Consider the following 15,798-nt stretch of genomic DNA (forward strand, 5'->3'; position numbering starts at 1 on the left):
GAAGACGATGATGTAGGGAACGCCCACTTGGCGTGCCAGCAGGATGTGTTCGCGGGTTTGCGGCATGGGGCCGTCTGCGGCGGAGCAAACCAGAATCGCGCCGTCCATTTGGGCGGCACCGGTAATCATGTTTTTCACGTAGTCGGCGTGGCCGGGGCAATCGACGTGTGCGTAGTGGCGGCCTTCGGTTTCGTATTCCACGTGGGCGGTGTTGATGGTGATGCCGCGCGCTTTTTCTTCGGGGGCGTTGTCGATTTGGTCGTAGGCGCGTGCTTGACCGCCGAATTTTTCCGCCAAGATGGTGGTCAGGGCGGCGGTGAGGGTGGTTTTACCATGGTCAACGTGACCGATGGTGCCGACGTTTACGTGCGGTTTGCTGCGTTCAAACTTTTCTTTAGCCATGAGGCAATTCCTTAAAAGAGCAGGTTAAAAGAACAAAAACAGAGGTCTTTTGCAAGACCGTTCGGAATAAGGGCGGGGCGGCAAACGCCCCGTGTTTAACCTGCCCATTATAGATGTTTTGCGGAAAAAATCAAATGCTGCTTGGCAGGTTTGATATTTATGTATGAAAATCAGTTCATTTTAACGGCATCGGCGCATCTGCGGGCAGGGCTTGCCGCGCAGGGCATTTTGTTGCCGATTGCGCCGCCCCGTGCCCTACTTGTGTGCCGATACACGCCAAGCGTGCCGACTTGTGGGGTGCAAACACAGCATCTTGCCATTTTGTGCTTTTTATCGGCAAGGCTTGCGGGGTTTTCCCGTAAAAAAGCATTTGGGGCGCAACAATCCTTTATAATCGCACTTTTGCTTTTGGAAACACGGCATGGCACAACAGGCACATTGGTCGTCCAAAATCGGCTTCGTATTGTCGGCGGCGGGTTCTGCCATCGGCTTGGGCGCGATTTGGAAATTTCCCTACACCGCAGGCAACAACGGCGGTGCGGTTTTTTTCTTGATTTTTTTGGTGTTTACCCTGCTGATTGGTTTGCCCGTCTTGCTGGCGGAATTTTATGTCGGGCGCAAATCGCAACGCAATGCCCTAGACGCTTTCGGCGCACTCGCCCCCCGGACCCCCGCATGGAAAGCGGTGGGCATGGCGGGCGTGGCGGCGTGTTTTCTGCTGCTGTCGTTTTACAGTGTGGTCGGCGGCTGGGTGTTGGCGTATGTGTGGCACGCCTTTGGCGGCAACGTGTACGCGGGCGCGGATTTTGGCGAATTGTTCGGCAAAACCATTGCCGAGCCGCTTCCTGCGGTGGTGTGGCAACTGCTGTTTATGCTGATTACCGCCGCCGTGGTGCAAAACGGCATTTCGCAGGGCATCGAACGCGCCAGCCGCTACCTGATGCCCCTGCTGTTTGTCATGTTTTTGCTGTTAGCGGTGCGCTCGCTGACCCTGCCCGGCGCAATGGCGGGCGTTTCCTTTCTGCTTGCCCCCGATTTTGGCAAAATTGGCAGCGAAACCCTGCTCACCGCCTTGGGGCAAGCCTTTTTCGCCTTGAGCTTGGGCGTGTCCGCCATGCTCACCTACGCCGCCTATCTCGACAACAAACAAGACCTGTTCCGCTCCGCCAACAGCGTCATGTGGCTGAACATGCTGGTATCGCTGCTGGCGGGGCTGGTGATTTTCCCCGCCGTGTTCGCCTTCGGCATGAAGCCCGATGCCGGGCCCGGACTGATTTTCATCGTCCTGCCCGAAGTATTCCAAAAAATCCCGTTCGGCACCGCCCTGTTTGCCGTATTTATGGTGCTGATTGCCTTTGCCACCCTCACTTCCGCCTTTGCCATGCTGGAAACGGTGGTGGCGGCACTGATTCGCGGCAACGAAAGCAAACGCCGCAAAACCACCCTGCTCACCGCCCTTGCCATCTTGCTGGTGGGCATTCCGTCCGCACTTTCATTCGGCGTGTTGGGCGAATGGAAAATCATGGGCAAAACCGTGTTCGACCTGTGGGATTACCTGATTACCTCGTGGATGATACCCTTGGGCGCATTGGCAACGGCAGCGTTTGTCGGCTGGGCGCAGCCGCGTGAAACCGTGCTGGCGCACATGCGCGAAGGCAGCAGCGTGCCGGAAAAGCTGCTCGGCGCGTGGTATCTTGCCTTGCGCTGGCTTGCCCCTGCGGCGATTTTGCTGGTATTTTGGCATACCTTGAACAAATAAAACCAATCGCATATGATTTTCATTATCATTTAGTTGTGCGGGGCGGGAGAATTGTGATAACCTTACACTTTTTCAGGTTATCACAAAAGGTGTCCTTTTCATCATGGAATGGTTCAGTTACAACGTCATGACGGCGTTTGGGATTACCGTTGCCGCAGGTTTGGCAACGGTATTGGGCAGCGCGTTGGTGTTTTTTTCCAAAACGCCCAATCCGCGCATTCTCGCTTTCGGCTTGGCATTTGCGGGCGGGGCGATGGTGTATGTGTCGCTGACGGAGATTTTGACCAAATCCACCGAAGCGTTTGCCGAAGCGGCGGGCGACAAACACGGCATGGCGTATGCGACTTTGGCATTTTTGGCGGGGCTGATGCTGACGGTGCTGATTGATTATTTCGTGCCCAACCCGCACGAAACGCTCGACCCGCAAGACCCGATGTTTCATGAGAAAAACCGCAATGCGGTGGCGCGGGTGGGAATTATGGCGGCGCTGGCGATTACCGCGCACAATTTTCCCGAAGGTTTGGCAACGTTTTTTGCCACGCTCGAAAGCCCGACCATCGGTTTGCCTTTGGCACTGGCGATTGCGATTCACAATATTCCCGAAGGCATTTCGATTGCCGCGCCCGTGTATTTTGCCACGCGCAAGAAGGGTTTGACGATTTTGGCGTGTTTGGCTTCGGGTTTGGCGGAGCCTTTGGGGGCGTTGTTGGGCTATGCGGTGTTGCAGCCGTTTTTGTCGCCGATGGTGTTCGGTACGGTGTTCGGGATTATTTCGGGGGTGATGGTGTTTTTGTCGCTGGACGAGCTGTTGCCCGCCGCGAAGCGTTATTCTACGGGGCATGAGCCTGTGTATGGTTTGTGTATCGGTATGGCGGTGATGGCTTTGAGTTTGGTGTTGTTTAATTTTTAATGGCGGATATGTGCCGTGCGCCCGCGTGTTGTCGGGCGCACGGTGTTTTTGCGGCGGGCTTTCAGCAGTGGCGCGGGCTGCGTGCCAGCCATGTGCTGCAACGGTGCAGGTATCCGATGAGTAGTGCCGCCGCCGTGCCGAGCGACAGCAGCAGTGCCGTCCAAAAGCCGTAAATGCCCATGGCGGGTGCGCCGTAGGCGAGCCAGTAGCCGGGCAGCAGTCCCAGTCCCCAAAAGGTGATGGCGTGAATCAGCATGGGCAGCCGGGTGATTTTGTAGCCGCGCAGGGCGTAGGAGGCAACGCATTGGGTGAAGTCGAACAACTGCATGACGGCGCACAGTATCAGCAGTTGTCCGGCAATCGCCAATACGTCTGTATCGTTGGTGTAGCGTTGCGCCCAGAAGTCGCGGAACAAGATGAGCAGCAGCATGCACAGCAGTGCCGATGCCGCCGACAGCAGCAGCGCCACGCCGGAAACGTATTTTGCCCGCGCAAATTGGCGCAAGCCCACGCAGTAGCCCACGCGTACGGTGGCTGCCGCGCCGATGGCGGAGGGTATCATGTAGGTGATGCTGCCGATGTTGAGGGTGATTTGTTGGGCGGCAACGGTGTCTGCGCCCAAGTCGGCAATCAGCCACACCACGAAGCTGAACAGGCTCACTTCCAAAAAGTAGGATAAGCCGATGGGCCAGCCCAGTTGCCAGATATGTTTCAATACGGCGGGGTCGGGGCGGGAAAAACGCGCCGTCAGTCCGAACGGGGCGAAAAAGCGGTTTTTGGCAACGTATGCGCCCAGTGCCGCCGCGTTGAACCAAAACACCAGCGCGGTTGCCAAGCCGCAGCCGGCGCCGCCCATGGCGGCGATGCCGAGCTTGCCGTAAACGAAAATGTAGTTGAAGGGAATGTTCAGCAGCAGTGCCGCCCAGCTTATCCACATAATCGCCTGTGTTTTGCCCAAGCTGGAGGCGTAGGCGTAGAGGGCGCGGTAGAGCATGGCGGCGGGCAGGGCGAGGGCAACGTAGAACAAATAATCGCCGAGCATGGTTTCCACGTCGGCGTGCATGTCCAAATAGCGTTGCAGGGGGGCAATCAGCAGCATGACGGACAGCATGCCCGCCATGCCCAGTATGGCGCCGAACCACAAGCCCTGCCGTCCCGTTTCGCCGACCGCTTCGCGTTTGCCCGCGCCGTACAGTTGGGCGATGATGGGGTTGAGCGCGTTCATCACGCCCAAGAAGGTAACGAATACGGTAACAAATACCGATGCGCCCAGTGCCACTGCCGTCAGGTCGTTTTTGCCCGCGCCGCCCGCCATCGCCGTATCCACCACGCCCACGCCCACCGCCGCAATTTGCGCCGACATCATCGGCAGTGCCAATTGCAGCAGACGGCGGGCTTCTTTGGCAAAGGCGCGGCGGGAATAACGGTTCAAATCAAACCACATATTTGTCCCCGTTCCGAAAAAAACGCTGGATTGTAACAAAATTTGTTATGATATGCCGCTTTGAAACCATCAGGCGGTAAACCATGGCATTGCGTTCTTATCTCAATACTTTCCCGCAAATCAGCGACGGCTGCTACATTGACGAAAGTGCGGTCGTGATTGGCGATGTGGCGGCAGACGCCCAAGCATCGGTGTGGCCCGGCGCGGTGATTCGCGGCGACGTGAATTTCATCCGCATCGGCAAACGCAGCAACATTCAAGACTTGTCGGTGCTGCACGTTTCCCACAAAACCGAAGCCAAACCCGAAGGCTCGCCTTTAATCATCGGCGACGACGTTACGGTGGGGCATCGTGCCGTATTGCACGGCTGCACGGTGGGCAACCGCGTGTTGGTCGGCATGGGGACGACCGTGTTGGACGATGCCGTGATTGAAGACGATGTGATGATTGGCGCAGGCAGCCTTGTGCCGCCGCGCAAACGCTTGCAAAGCGGCTGGCTCTACATCGGTGCGCCCGTGCGCGAAGTGCGCCCGCTCACCGAAGAAGAATTGGCGTTTTTGCGTTATTCGGCGGCGCATTATGTGTATTTGGCGGGGCATTACAACCGCGCCGCGCCGGAGGCTTGAACCATGAACATCAAAGGACTTTTGATAACGGTTTTTGCCGTTTGTTCTGCCGGCGCGATTGCCGCGCCCAAATTTGCCGATTATCCGGTCAAAATATACACCGGCAAACGCCATTTGCAGAAAAATCCCGAAACCAGACTTTACCGCACCACCTACCGCAAAATGCGTCAGGCACCCATTGCCTTTGCGGGCAAATATACTTATACGGTAATAGGTTGTGGCGTGGCGTGTTTTGATCATCGTTTTTTAAATGTGGCAACCGGCAAGCCATATGAGTTTGACTTAATCGTCAATCCCGACTATGGGTGTGCGGACGGTACGTACGGATACGTCCGAATGCGTCCCGACAGCCGTTTGTTGGAAGTGCGCGGCGGTCATGAATTGTATATTCCCCATTCTTCCACCGGCATTTGCCAAACCGTATATTTTCTTGAAAAAAATGGCAAGCTGATTCGCTTGAAATAATCCCGTTTTCTGTACAAAGGACAAAACATGACCTTCAACGACCTGTTCCACCACCATGAATTTGCCTCGCGCCACATCAGCTTTGCAGACGAATCCGCCTTGCTGGCGGCTTTGGGCGAGCGCGATATGGACGGCTTCATCGACAACACCGTGCCGCAAAGCGTGCGCATGCCGTCCGAATTGGACTTGCCCGAAGCCTTGAGCGAAGCCGATGCCTTGGCAAAACTGAAAGCCGTTGCCGCCAAAAACCAAGTCAATAAAAGCTACATCGGCTTGGGCTACTACCCCACCCGTCTGCCCAACGTGATTTTGCGCAATGTGTTGGAAAACCCCGGTTGGTACACCGCTTACACCCCTTATCAGGCGGAAATCGCACAAGGGCGTTTGCAAGCCCTGCTCAACTTCCAGCAAATGTGCATCGACCTGACCGGCTTGGACGTGGCGGGCGCATCGCTGTTGGACGAAGCCACCGCCGCCGCCGAAGCGATGGCAATGGCAAAGCGCGTGAGCAAAGCCAAATCCAATCAATTTTTTGTTGATGAGCGCGTGTTCCCGCAAACGCTGGACGTGATGAAAACCCGCGCCAAATATTTCGGTTTCGAGCTGGTGGTGGGCGGTTTCGACCTTGCCGCGCAGGGCGAATTTTTCGGCGCACTGTTCCAATATGTCGGCAAAGACGGCGACGTGGCGGATTTGGCAGACACGGTTGCCGCCGTCAAAGCCAAAGGCGCAGTGGTGGCGGTGGCGGCAGACGTAATGAGCTTGGTGCTGCTCAAATCCCCTGCCGAACTGGGCGCGGACATCGCCTTGGGCAACACTCAGCGTTTCGGCGTGCCGATGGGCTTCGGCGGGCCGCACGCCGCTTATTTCGCCTTTAAAGACGCATTCAAACGCTCATCGCCCGGACGCATCATCGGCGTGTCGAAAGACGCGGCGGGCAAACCCGCGCTGCGCATGGCACTGTCTACCCGCGAACAGCACATCCGCCGCGAAAAAGCCACGTCCAACATCTGCACCGCGCAGGCACTGTTGGCAAACTTGGCGGGCATGTACGCCGTTTATCACGGGCCCGCAGGGGTCAAGCGCATCGCCACCCGCATTCACGCGCTTGCCGCCGCTTTTGCGGACGCGGTGGCGGGCAGCCGCAGCGTGGTTCATCCCGTGTTTTTCGACACCGTTGCCGTGGATTGCGGCGCTGATGCCCAAGCCGTTTACCAAGCCGCTTCGGACGCGGGCTACAACCTGCGCCAAGTCGGTGAAACGGTGTTGGCGGTGGCGTTTCACGAACAATCGTCTGCCGAAGATTTTGCCGACCTGACCCGCTTGTTTACCGGCACGGCGCACGCTTTGCCCGACCGCGCCGCTTCCGTCCTGCCCGATGCCCTGCTGCGCCAAGATGCCATCTTGACCCACGAAGTGTTCAACCGCTACCACACCGAACACGAAATGTTGCGCTATCTGAAAAAACTGGAAGAGCGCGACTTGGCAATGAACCGCAGCATGATTTCGCTGGGAAGCTGCACCATGAAGCTCAATGCCACCGCCGAAATGTTGCCCGTTACATGGGCGGAATTTGCCGACATCCACCCGTTTGCCCCGCGCGGACAGGTGCAGGGCTACGCGCAACTGCTGCGCGATTTGACGCAACAGCTCAAAGCCATTACGGGTTTTGACGCCATTTGCCTGCAACCCAATTCGGGCGCGCAGGGCGAATACACGGGTTTGCTGGCGATTCGCCGCTACCACGAAGCCAACGGTCAGCCCGAACGCAATGTGTGCCTGATTCCGCAATCGGCGCACGGCACCAATCCCGCCACCGCGCAAATGTTGGGCATGAATGTGGTGGTGGTGAAAACGGACGATAAGGGCAATGTGGACGTTGCCGATTTGCAGGCGAAAGCCCAAGCGCATCACGCCAATTTGGGCGCGTTGATGATTACGTATCCGTCTACGCACGGCGTGTATGAAGAAGGCATTCGCGACATTTGCCGCATCGTGCACGAACACGGCGGGCAGGTGTATATGGACGGGGCGAACATGAACGCGCAAATCGGCATCATGCAGCCTGCGGAAGTGGGCGCGGACGTGTTGCACATGAATTTGCACAAAACGTTTTGCATTCCGCACGGCGGCGGCGGGCCGGGCATGGGGCCCATCGGCTTGAAAGCGCACCTTGCCCCGTTTGTACCCAATCACAGCGTGGTGTCCGTTTGCGGCGCAAGCGAAGGCATGAGCGCGGTTTCCGCCGCCCCCTACGGCTCTGCCGGCATTTTGCCGATTACGTGGATGTACATCACCATGATGGGCAAACAGGGCATGGAACAGGCAACCCGTTGGGCATTGCTGAACGCCAACTACGTTGCCAAGCAGTTGGCGGAAGACTATCCGATTTTGTACACCGGCAAAAACGGACGCGTGGCGCACGAATGCATCGTGGATTTGCGCCCCCTGAAAGCGGCAAGCGGCATCACCGAAACCGACATTGCCAAACGCCTGATGGACTACGGCTTTCACGCGCCCACCGTGTCCTTTCCCGTTGCGGGGACGCTGATGATTGAGCCGACCGAAAGCGAAAGCAAGGCAGAACTCGACCGTTTCATCGCCGCACTCAAAGCCATCAAGCAGGAAGCATTGAAAGTACAAAATGGCGTGTGGCCGCAAGACGACAACCCGCTCGTCAATGCGCCCCACACCGCCGCCGACATCACCGCCGCCGAATGGACGCACCCCTACAGCCGCGAAGAAGCCGTGTTTCCGCTCCCCTATGTGCGCGAAAACAAATTCTGGCCGAGCGTCAAGCGCGTGGACGATGTTTACGGCGACCGCAATTTGGTTTGCTCCTGCCCGCCGATGTCTGCGTATGATGACTGATTAAGCTACGGCTGCCCGAACTGTTTGCGGTTCGGGCAGCGCGCTTGCGCCTTGCTTGGGCAATAAAAAATCCCCGAATCAAAACATTCGGGGATTCTGCTTCAACGCTGACGCGCTTTAAAACGCGGATTGGATTTGCAAATCACATACACCTTGCCTTTGCGGCGTACCACTTGGCAATCGCGGTGGCGTTGTTTGGCTGCTTTGAGTGAAGAGAGTATTTGCATGATTATTTTCCTTTTTTCAGCGCGCCCATCATGCCCGCATAACGTTGGTTGAATTGGCTGGCGCGACCTTCTTTATTGTGTTCGCGCTGTTTGCCGGTGTAAACAGGGTGGGAAGCCGAAGACGTATCCAACATAAATGCGGGGTATTCTTCGCCATCCGTCCATTTCATGGTGCGGTTGGTCGGCGCACAGGAGCGAATCAGCCAGCCGGTTTCCGCACTGCTGTCGTAAAACAGCACGGTACGGTAATTTTCAGGGTGGATGCCTGCTTTCATTGGGAAACTTCCTTAAAATTCGGTAAAAGTTACGATAATATAACAGTTTTCGTGCGCCCGCAAGCCCTTGCGGCATCGGGGCGTGCCGTGATTGGCTTATGCGGCGGTATTTTCAGCCAAAATCCGCGCCCGCTATATGGCAGTCGGTGCGGGGTTTTCCCGACAAACTGCTGTAAAAACACCGCACCGTCATTTCCGCGCAGGCGGGAAGCCAAAACAAATTTCAAAAAGCATTGATAAAACATCGCTTCACAAACATCAGGCAGTGGATTCCCACATTCGCGGGAATGACGGCGTTTTTGTATTGTGCTGATTGACGGTAGGAAAGTTTAATTGACGACATGCCTTAATCGGGCAGCTTAAACAAGTGTCGGCGGTAATATTTTAATTCTTCAATGCTTTCCAGAATATCGTCCAAAGCCTTGTGCGCGCCTTTTTTGACCACGCCGCGATGCACAGCGGGGTGCCAGCGTTTGGCAAGCTCTTTCAGGGTGGAAACGTCCAAATTGCGGTAGTGGAAATAGGCTTCCAGCGCGGGCATGTGGCGCACCATGAAGCGGCGGTCTTGATGAATGGTGTTGCCGCACATGGGGGTGCTGTTTTTCGGCAGCCATTGTGCCATAAAGTCGAGCAATGCCTGTTCGACCTGCGCTTCGGTAAATGTGGATTGGCGCACGCGTTCCACCAAGCCGGTGCGGGTGTGGGTGTCGGTGCACCATTTGTCCATCGCGTTCAAAATGTCATCGCTTTGGTGGACGGCATACACGGGCGATTGTGCCAGCACGTTCAAATCGCTGTCGGTAATAATCATGGCGATTTCGATGATTTTGTCGGTGTCGGGGTTCAGACCCGTCATTTCCATGTCGAGCCAGCAAAGGTTGTGGGGGGATTTCATGTTGTGCGTTCCTGAACGGGTGTTTGTAAGGAGGGATTATAGTGGAAGGGGTGGCATTTGTGCCGGAATCGGCAATTTTTGCTTGAAACCTTTGGAAAAACTGTGTTATATTAACGGGCTTGGCGTTACGCCAAGCATTATTTTTTGCCACAGGTCGGCCAATCGCAGCCGACCCCTTTGTTATACAAGGAAAAAATCATGACTTTAGGTCTGGTTGGACGCAAAGTCGGCATGACCCGCGTGTTTACGGAACAGGGTGCTTCCATCCCCGTAACCGTGCTGGAATTGACCGCCAACCGCGTTACCCAAATCAAATCCGAAGCCACTGACGGCTACAACGCCGTGCAAGTTACCTTCGGTCGGAAAAAGGCCAACCGTGTCAATCAAGCCGAAGCCGGACACTTTGCCAAAGCAGGCGTGGAAGCCGGTCGCGGTTTGCACGAATTTGCCGTTTCCGCAGAAAAAGCCGCCGAATTGAAAGCGGGCGACGAAGTAACCGTTGCCATCTTTGAAGCGGGGCAGTTGGTGGACGTAACCGGCACCTCCAAAGGTAAAGGTTTCTCCGGTACCATCAAACGCCACAACTTCGGCGCACAACGCACGTCCCACGGTAACTCGCGCTCGCACCGCGTGCCGGGTTCCATCGGTATGGCGCAAGACCCCGGCCGCGTGTTTCCGGGCAAGCGCATGGCCGGCCAATACGGCAATACCAAATCCACCGTGCAAAATCTGGAAATCGTGCGCGTTGATGCCGAGCGCAATCTGCTGTTGGTCAAAGGCGCCGTTCCCGGCGCGGTAAACAGCAATGTGGTTGTCCGTCATGCCGTGAAAGTAGGTGCGTAATGGAATTGAAATTGATTGATGCGAACGGTCAGGTTTCAGGCAGCGTGAACGCTTCCGATGCCCTGTTCGCCCGCGAATACAACGAAGCCTTGGTGCACCAACTGGTTACCGCGTATCTGGCCAACGCCCGTTCCGGCAACCGCGCCCAGAAAACCCGCGCCGAAGTGAAGCATTCCACCAAAAAACCGTGGCGTCAAAAAGGCACCGGCCGCGCCCGTTCCGGTATGACTTCGTCCCCCCTGTGGCGCAAAGGCGGCCGCGCATTCCCGAACAAACCCGATGAAAACTTTACCCAAAAGGTAAACCGCAAAATGTACCGTGCCGGTATGGCGGCGATTTTGTCGCAACTGGTGCGCGATGAGCGTTTGTTTGTGGTGGAAGAGTTGTCCGCCGCCACGCCCAAAACCAAAGCGTTTGCCGAACAGGTGAAAAACTTGGGTATGGAAAATGTGCTGTTTGTTACCAAGCAGTTGGACGAAAACGTTTATCTGTCTTCACGCAACCTGCCGAACGTGCTGGTTTTGGAAGCCACGCAAGCCGACCCCTACAGCCTGCTGCGCTACAAAAAAGTCGTGCTGACTAAAGACGCGGTCGCACAGTTGGAGGAGCAATGGGTATGAACCAACAACGCCTGATGAAAGTCATTCTGGCACCCATCGTGTCGGAAAAAAGCAATCTGCTGGCCGAAAAACGCAACCAAATGGCTTTCAAAGTGCTGTCTGATGCCAGCAAGCCCGAAATCAAAGCGGCGGTTGAACTGCTGTTCGGTGTGGAAGTCGCTTCGGTTACCACCACCACCACCAAAGGCAAGGTGAAACGTTTCGGTCGCACGCTCGGTCGCCGCAGCGATGTGAAAAAAGCCTATGTCAGCCTCGCTGCCGGTCAGGAGCTGGATTTGGAAGCCGCAGCCGCTACTGCGGATAAGGAGTAAGCATGGCTATCGTAAAAATGAAACCGACTTCCGCCGGCCGTCGCGGCATGGTGCGTGTCGTTACCGAAGGTCTGCACAAAGGCGCACCCTACGCGCCCCTGCTGGAAAAGAAACATTCCACCGCCGGCCGCAACAACAACGGCCACATCACCACCCGTCATAAAGGCGGCGGCCACAAACACCACTACCGCGTGATTGACTTCAAGCGCAACAAAGACGGCATTCCCGCCAAAGTGGAACGCATCGAGTACGACCCCAACCGTACCGCCCACATCGCTTTGCTGTGCTACGCGGACGGCGAACGCCGCTACATCATCGCCCCGCGCGGCATCAAAGCCGGTGCGGTCTTGGTTTCCGGTTCGGAAGCGGCGATTAAAACCGGCAACACCCTGCCGATTCGCAACATTCCCGTTGGTACCACCATTCACTGCATCGAGATGAAACCGGGCAAAGGCGCGCAAATCGCCCGCTCTGCCGGTGCGTCTGCCGTGCTGCTGGCAAAAGAAGGCGCGTACGCGCAAGTGCGTTTGCGTTCCGGCGAAGTGCGCCGCATCCACATCGATTGCCGCGCCACAGTCGGCGAAGTGGGCAACGAAGAGCAAAGCCTGAAGAAAATCGGTAAAGCCGGTGCCAACCGTTGGCGCGGTATCCGCCCGACCGTTCGCGGCGTGGTGATGAACCCCGTAGACCACCCGCACGGCGGTGGCGAAGGCCGTACCGGCGAAGCGCGCGAACCCGTCAGCCCGTGGGGTACGCCGTCCAAAGGCTACCGCACCCGCAACAACAAACGTACGGATAATATGATTGTCCGCCGCCGTTACTCAAATAAAGGTTAATTGATATGGCTCGTTCACTGAAAAAAGGTCCATACGTAGACCTGCATTTGTTGAAAAAAGTTGATGCGGCACGCGCCAACAACGACAAGCGTCCGATTAAGACTTGGTCGCGCCGCTCTACCATTCTGCCCGACTTTATCGGTTTGACCATCGCCGTATACAACGGTCGTACCCACGTACCCGTGTTCATCAGCGACAATATGGTCGGACACAAATTGGGCGAGTTCTCACTGACCCGTACCTTCAAAGGTCATTTGGCCGATAAAAAGGCCAAGAAGAAATAAGGTGAAGCATGAGAGTATCTGCACAACATAAAAATGCCCGTATCTCTGCACAAAAAGCCCGTTTGGTTGCAGATTTGATTCGCGGCAAAGACGTTGCCCAAGCGTTGGACATTTTGGCATTCAGCCCGAAAAAAGGCGCGGAACTGCTGAAAAAAGTGCTGGAATCGGCCATTGCCAACGCCGAGCACAACGAAGGCGCCGACATTGACGAGCTGAAAGTGGTTACCGTGTTTGTGGACAAAGGCCCCAGCCTGAAACGCTTTCAAGCCCGTGCCAAAGGTCGCGGCAACCGTATTGAGAAACAAACTTGTCATATCAATGTGACAGTGGGCAATTAAGGAACAACAATGGGACAAAAAATTCATCCGGTTGGCTTCCGCCTGGCTGTAAATAAAGATTGGTCGTCAAAATGGTTTGCCAAAAGCAATGATTTTGCAGCCGTTTTGAAACAAGACATCGATGTTCGCGAATATTTGCGCAAACGTTTGGCAAACGCATCGGTCGGTCGCGTGGTGATTGAGCGTCCGGCAAAATCCGCCCGCATTACCATTCATTCCGCCCGTCCGGGTGTGGTCATCGGCAAAAAAGGCGAAGACATCGAAGTGTTGAAACGCGAATTGGAAAAGCTGATGGGCGTTTCCGTTCACGTGAACATCGAAGAAATCCGCAAACCCGAATTGGACGCGCAAATCGTTGCAGACGGCATCGCCCAGCAGCTTGAAAAACGCGTGCAGTTCCGCCGTGCCATGAAACGCGCCATGCAAAACGCCATGCGCTCTGGTGCCAAAGGCATCAAAATCATGACTTCCGGCCGTTTGAACGGTGCGGACATCGCGCGTAGCGAATGGTACCGCGAAGGCCGTGTGCCTTTGCACACTTTGCGTGCCGATGTGGATTATGCAACCAGCGAAGCCCACACCACTTACGGTGTGATTGGCCTGAAAGTTTGGGTGTACAAGGGCGAGGCCGGTCAGGTTCAAGCCAAACCCGAGCAAGAAAACCGTCGTAGAAAGGGTGGTCGTCATGCTGCAACCAACTAGAATGAAATACCGCAAACAGCACAAAGGCCGTAATACCGGTATCGCCACGCGCGGCAATACCGTTGCCTTTGGCGATTTCGGTTTGAAAGCGGTCGGTCGCGGCCGTTTGACCGCGCGTCAGATTGAGGCGGCGCGTCGTGCCATGACCCGCCACATCAAACGCGGCGGCCGTATTTGGATTCGCGTTTTCCCCGACAAACCCATTACCGAAAAACCGATTCAGGTGCGTATGGGCGGCGGCAAAGGTTCGGTAGAATACTATGTTGCCGAAATCCAGCCGGGCAAAGTGCTGTATGAAATGGATGGTGTTCCCGAAGCGTTGGCGCGTGAAGCGTTTGCGTTGGCGGCTGCCAAGCTGCCTGTGGCAACCACGTTTGTAACCAGACAGGTGGGTAAATAATGAAAGCCAAAGAATTGAAAGAAAAATCAGTGGAGCAGTTGAACAAAGACCTGCTTGACCAACTGAAACACCAATTCAGCCTGCGTATGCAGCATGCCACCGGACAACTGGGCAACAGCAGCGAACTGAAAAAAGTACGCCGCAACATCGCCCGCATCAAAACGGTCATTACTGAAAAAGGCAGCAAGCAATGAGTACTGAAAAAACTGTCCGCACCCTGCAAGGCAAAGTCGTGAGCGACAAAATGGACAAAACGGTAACCGTACTGGTTGAGCGCAAGGTAAAACACCCCTTGTATGGCAAAATCGTGCGCCGTTCCACCAAAATCCATGCCCATGACGAACAAAACCAATACGGTATCGGTGATGTGGTGGTGATTCAGGAATCCCGCCCCTTGTCCAAAACCAAAGCTTGGGTGGTCAAAGAGCTGGTTGAAAAAGCGCGTACCGTGTAAGCGTTATTTGGTTTGAAACAGAAGTGAAGCAATTGCAACAAGCAATGCTTCGCTTCTTTTGTCTTTTAGAATCATGATGTTTCAACTCGCGGGGCTAAACATAAAGCATAGCCCCATGTGTTGCCCTGATGCGGACGGGGTTGTGCCACGCCCGAACAAAGGCTGATTTTACTGCCGCCAATGGCGGCATTTCAAACCGAAAAGGAATTTTGATGAAAAAATTAATTGTTTCCCTTACTTGTGCCGTGCTGCTGGCAGCTTGCGGCAAAGACAAAACCGATTCGGCTGCCGAAGTGTCTGCCCCTGCGTTCGCCGCCGTCAAAACTTATAAAGTAACTTCTTATGTTTACACGCCGTTTGTTATCCGCAACAGTAAAGGCGAAGTGGGCGGGTTTGAAACCGAAGTGTTGCAGGCGGTGGCGGCAAAGCAAAATATCCGTTTTGAGTTTTCTCCCATGCTGGCGGCTTGGGACGTGTTGTTCAAAAGTGTGGAAAGCGGGCAGGCGGATTTGTTGTCGGCGGCGATGTATCCCAATCCCGAACGCGCCGCCCGTTTTGAAGTCAGCGACTCATATATGGATACCCGTTTCGCGTTGCTTTCGGCAAAAGGTATTATCGTCAATGGTTTGGCGGATTTGCGCGGCAAGCGGTTGGCGGTGTTTGCCAAATCAATGGCAGACCGCGAAATCCGCAGCCTGTCTTATGCCGATGAAATTAAAATCGTGCCGATTAACAGCATTTACGAAGGCGTGAAGGCAGTGGTTGGCGGCAAAGCGGATGTGGTGTACGGCGACCAAGTGGTTTTGACCTATTATGCCAACCAGTTCAAAGACGAAGGTTTGCGTTTGAGTGCCGACCCGAAAGCGCAACAACATCAATTTATTTTCCTAATCCGCAAGGGCGATACGGAATTATTGGCGCAGGTAAATGCGGGTTTGGCGGCGATTAAAGCGGACGGCACTTTGGAAAAAATCAAAAACAAATGGCTGGCACGTTGATTTTCAGGCAGCCTGAAACAAAAAACTTGCTTTCCCCAAGCGTATGCGCTAAACTTGCCGACTTCTTTCGGCTCTGCTTTAACAGAGCGTTCTCCCTTCGGAGCCAAGACTGATTTGCTCGAACCGCAAGGTTTCAGG

The 15,798-nt window shown here is 55.4% G+C and carries 21 protein-coding genes; 16 read left to right on the plus strand and 5 right to left on the minus strand.

What is annotated here, in order from left to right:
• Positions 1-402, minus strand: a 402-nt coding sequence (locus G392_RS12325) for a GTP-binding protein (protein WP_034334611.1), incomplete at its 3' end; no start/stop codon positions are given.
• A gap of 421 nt (positions 403-823) precedes the next feature.
• On the opposite strand from G392_RS12325, the gene G392_RS0106400 reads away from it, so the two are divergent.
• Together G392_RS0106400 and zupT are read left to right on the plus strand one after the other, a co-directional pair.
• The gene (locus G392_RS0106400; RefSeq protein ID WP_027009576.1) at positions 824-2,161 is read left to right on the plus strand and encodes a sodium-dependent transporter; all 1,338 of its coding nucleotides are present in this window, start codon (positions 824-826) and stop codon (positions 2,159-2,161) included.
• Between the two features lie 103 nt (positions 2,162-2,264).
• Positions 2,265-3,071: a zinc transporter ZupT gene (zupT, locus tag G392_RS0106405; protein ID WP_156900834.1), complete on the plus strand. Its 807-nt coding sequence runs from the start codon at positions 2,265-2,267 to the stop codon at positions 3,069-3,071.
• Between the two features lie 61 nt (positions 3,072-3,132).
• Here the strand turns inward: zupT and G392_RS0106410 are convergent, their stop codons facing one another.
• Positions 3,133-4,515, minus strand: coding sequence for an MATE family efflux transporter (locus G392_RS0106410; RefSeq protein ID WP_027009578.1), 1,383 nt, complete (start codon positions 4,513-4,515; stop codon positions 3,133-3,135).
• Between the two features lie 83 nt (positions 4,516-4,598).
• On the opposite strand from G392_RS0106410, the gene G392_RS0106415 reads away from it, so the two are divergent.
• From G392_RS0106415 to gcvP, 3 genes are read left to right on the plus strand one after another with little or no spacing between them, the layout of a single operon-like run.
• A complete protein-coding gene (locus G392_RS0106415; protein WP_027009579.1) occupies positions 4,599-5,141 on the plus strand; it encodes a gamma carbonic anhydrase family protein in 543 nt (180 codons plus the stop codon).
• A 3-nt stretch (positions 5,142-5,144) separates the two neighbouring features.
• Positions 5,145-5,606: a hypothetical protein gene (locus G392_RS13045; RefSeq protein WP_051255617.1), complete on the plus strand. Its 462-nt coding sequence runs from the start codon at positions 5,145-5,147 to the stop codon at positions 5,604-5,606.
• A 27-nt stretch (positions 5,607-5,633) separates the two neighbouring features.
• Positions 5,634-8,477 (plus strand): aminomethyl-transferring glycine dehydrogenase, encoded by a 2,844-nt coding sequence (gene gcvP / locus G392_RS0106425; RefSeq protein WP_027009580.1) that lies wholly within the window; start codon positions 5,634-5,636, stop codon positions 8,475-8,477.
• Between the two features lie 101 nt (positions 8,478-8,578).
• Here gcvP and ykgO read toward each other — a convergent pair whose 3' ends face one another.
• From ykgO to orn, 3 genes are all read right to left on the minus strand, one after another.
• A complete protein-coding gene (ykgO, locus tag G392_RS0106430) occupies positions 8,579-8,704 on the minus strand; it encodes a type B 50S ribosomal protein L36 (RefSeq protein ID WP_027009581.1) in 126 nt (41 codons plus the stop codon).
• Between the two features lie 2 nt (positions 8,705-8,706).
• Positions 8,707-8,979 (minus strand): type B 50S ribosomal protein L31, encoded by a 273-nt coding sequence (locus tag G392_RS0106435; RefSeq protein ID WP_027009582.1) that lies wholly within the window; start codon positions 8,977-8,979, stop codon positions 8,707-8,709.
• A gap of 346 nt (positions 8,980-9,325) precedes the next feature.
• On the minus strand, positions 9,326-9,874 hold the full coding sequence (gene orn, locus G392_RS0106445; RefSeq protein WP_027009583.1) for an oligoribonuclease: 549 nt from the start codon (positions 9,872-9,874) through the stop codon (positions 9,326-9,328).
• A gap of 198 nt (positions 9,875-10,072) precedes the next feature.
• On the opposite strand from orn, the gene rplC reads away from it, so the two are divergent.
• From rplC to G392_RS0106500, 11 genes are all read left to right on the plus strand, one after another.
• Entirely contained in the window at positions 10,073-10,717 is a 645-nt protein-coding gene (gene rplC, locus G392_RS0106450) for a 50S ribosomal protein L3 (RefSeq protein ID WP_027009584.1), read from the plus strand.
• Positions 10,717-11,337, plus strand: coding sequence for a 50S ribosomal protein L4 (gene rplD, locus G392_RS0106455; RefSeq protein WP_027009585.1), 621 nt, complete (start codon positions 10,717-10,719; stop codon positions 11,335-11,337). The genes rplC and rplD overlap by 1 nt, the downstream gene beginning before the upstream one ends.
• On the plus strand, positions 11,334-11,648 hold the full coding sequence (gene rplW / locus G392_RS0106460; RefSeq protein WP_027009586.1) for a 50S ribosomal protein L23: 315 nt from the start codon (positions 11,334-11,336) through the stop codon (positions 11,646-11,648). The genes rplD and rplW overlap by 4 nt, the downstream gene beginning before the upstream one ends.
• 2 nt (positions 11,649-11,650) lie before the next feature.
• The gene (rplB, locus tag G392_RS0106465; RefSeq protein ID WP_027009587.1) at positions 11,651-12,484 is read left to right on the plus strand and encodes a 50S ribosomal protein L2; all 834 of its coding nucleotides are present in this window, start codon (positions 11,651-11,653) and stop codon (positions 12,482-12,484) included.
• A gap of 5 nt (positions 12,485-12,489) precedes the next feature.
• Positions 12,490-12,768 carry a 30S ribosomal protein S19 gene (gene rpsS / locus G392_RS0106470; RefSeq protein ID WP_027009588.1) on the plus strand — a complete coding sequence of 93 codons (279 nt, stop codon included), beginning with the start codon at positions 12,490-12,492 and terminating at the stop codon, positions 12,766-12,768.
• An 8-nt stretch (positions 12,769-12,776) separates the two neighbouring features.
• Positions 12,777-13,106, plus strand: coding sequence for a 50S ribosomal protein L22 (gene rplV / locus G392_RS0106475; RefSeq protein ID WP_027009589.1), 330 nt, complete (start codon positions 12,777-12,779; stop codon positions 13,104-13,106).
• 9 nt (positions 13,107-13,115) lie between these two features.
• A complete protein-coding gene (rpsC, locus tag G392_RS0106480) occupies positions 13,116-13,808 on the plus strand; it encodes a 30S ribosomal protein S3 (RefSeq protein WP_027009590.1) in 693 nt (230 codons plus the stop codon).
• Entirely contained in the window at positions 13,792-14,208 is a 417-nt protein-coding gene (gene rplP / locus G392_RS0106485; RefSeq protein WP_027009591.1) for a 50S ribosomal protein L16, read from the plus strand. The genes rpsC and rplP overlap by 17 nt, the downstream gene beginning before the upstream one ends.
• Positions 14,208-14,402 carry a 50S ribosomal protein L29 gene (gene rpmC, locus G392_RS0106490; protein ID WP_027009592.1) on the plus strand — a complete coding sequence of 65 codons (195 nt, stop codon included), beginning with the start codon at positions 14,208-14,210 and terminating at the stop codon, positions 14,400-14,402. Before rplP ends, rpmC begins: the two co-directional genes overlap by 1 nt.
• Entirely contained in the window at positions 14,399-14,662 is a 264-nt protein-coding gene (gene rpsQ / locus G392_RS0106495; protein WP_027009593.1) for a 30S ribosomal protein S17, read from the plus strand. The genes rpmC and rpsQ overlap by 4 nt, the downstream gene beginning before the upstream one ends.
• A 212-nt stretch (positions 14,663-14,874) precedes the next feature.
• Positions 14,875-15,660 (plus strand): substrate-binding periplasmic protein, encoded by a 786-nt coding sequence (locus G392_RS0106500; RefSeq protein WP_027009594.1) that lies wholly within the window; start codon positions 14,875-14,877, stop codon positions 15,658-15,660.
• The last annotated feature ends 138 nt before the right edge of the window (positions 15,661-15,798 follow it).

Origin of the sequence: Conchiformibius kuhniae DSM 17694 (assembly GCF_000428785.1) — a bacterium.
In the GTDB taxonomy this organism is placed as follows: domain Bacteria; phylum Pseudomonadota; class Gammaproteobacteria; order Burkholderiales; family Neisseriaceae; genus Conchiformibius; species Conchiformibius kuhniae.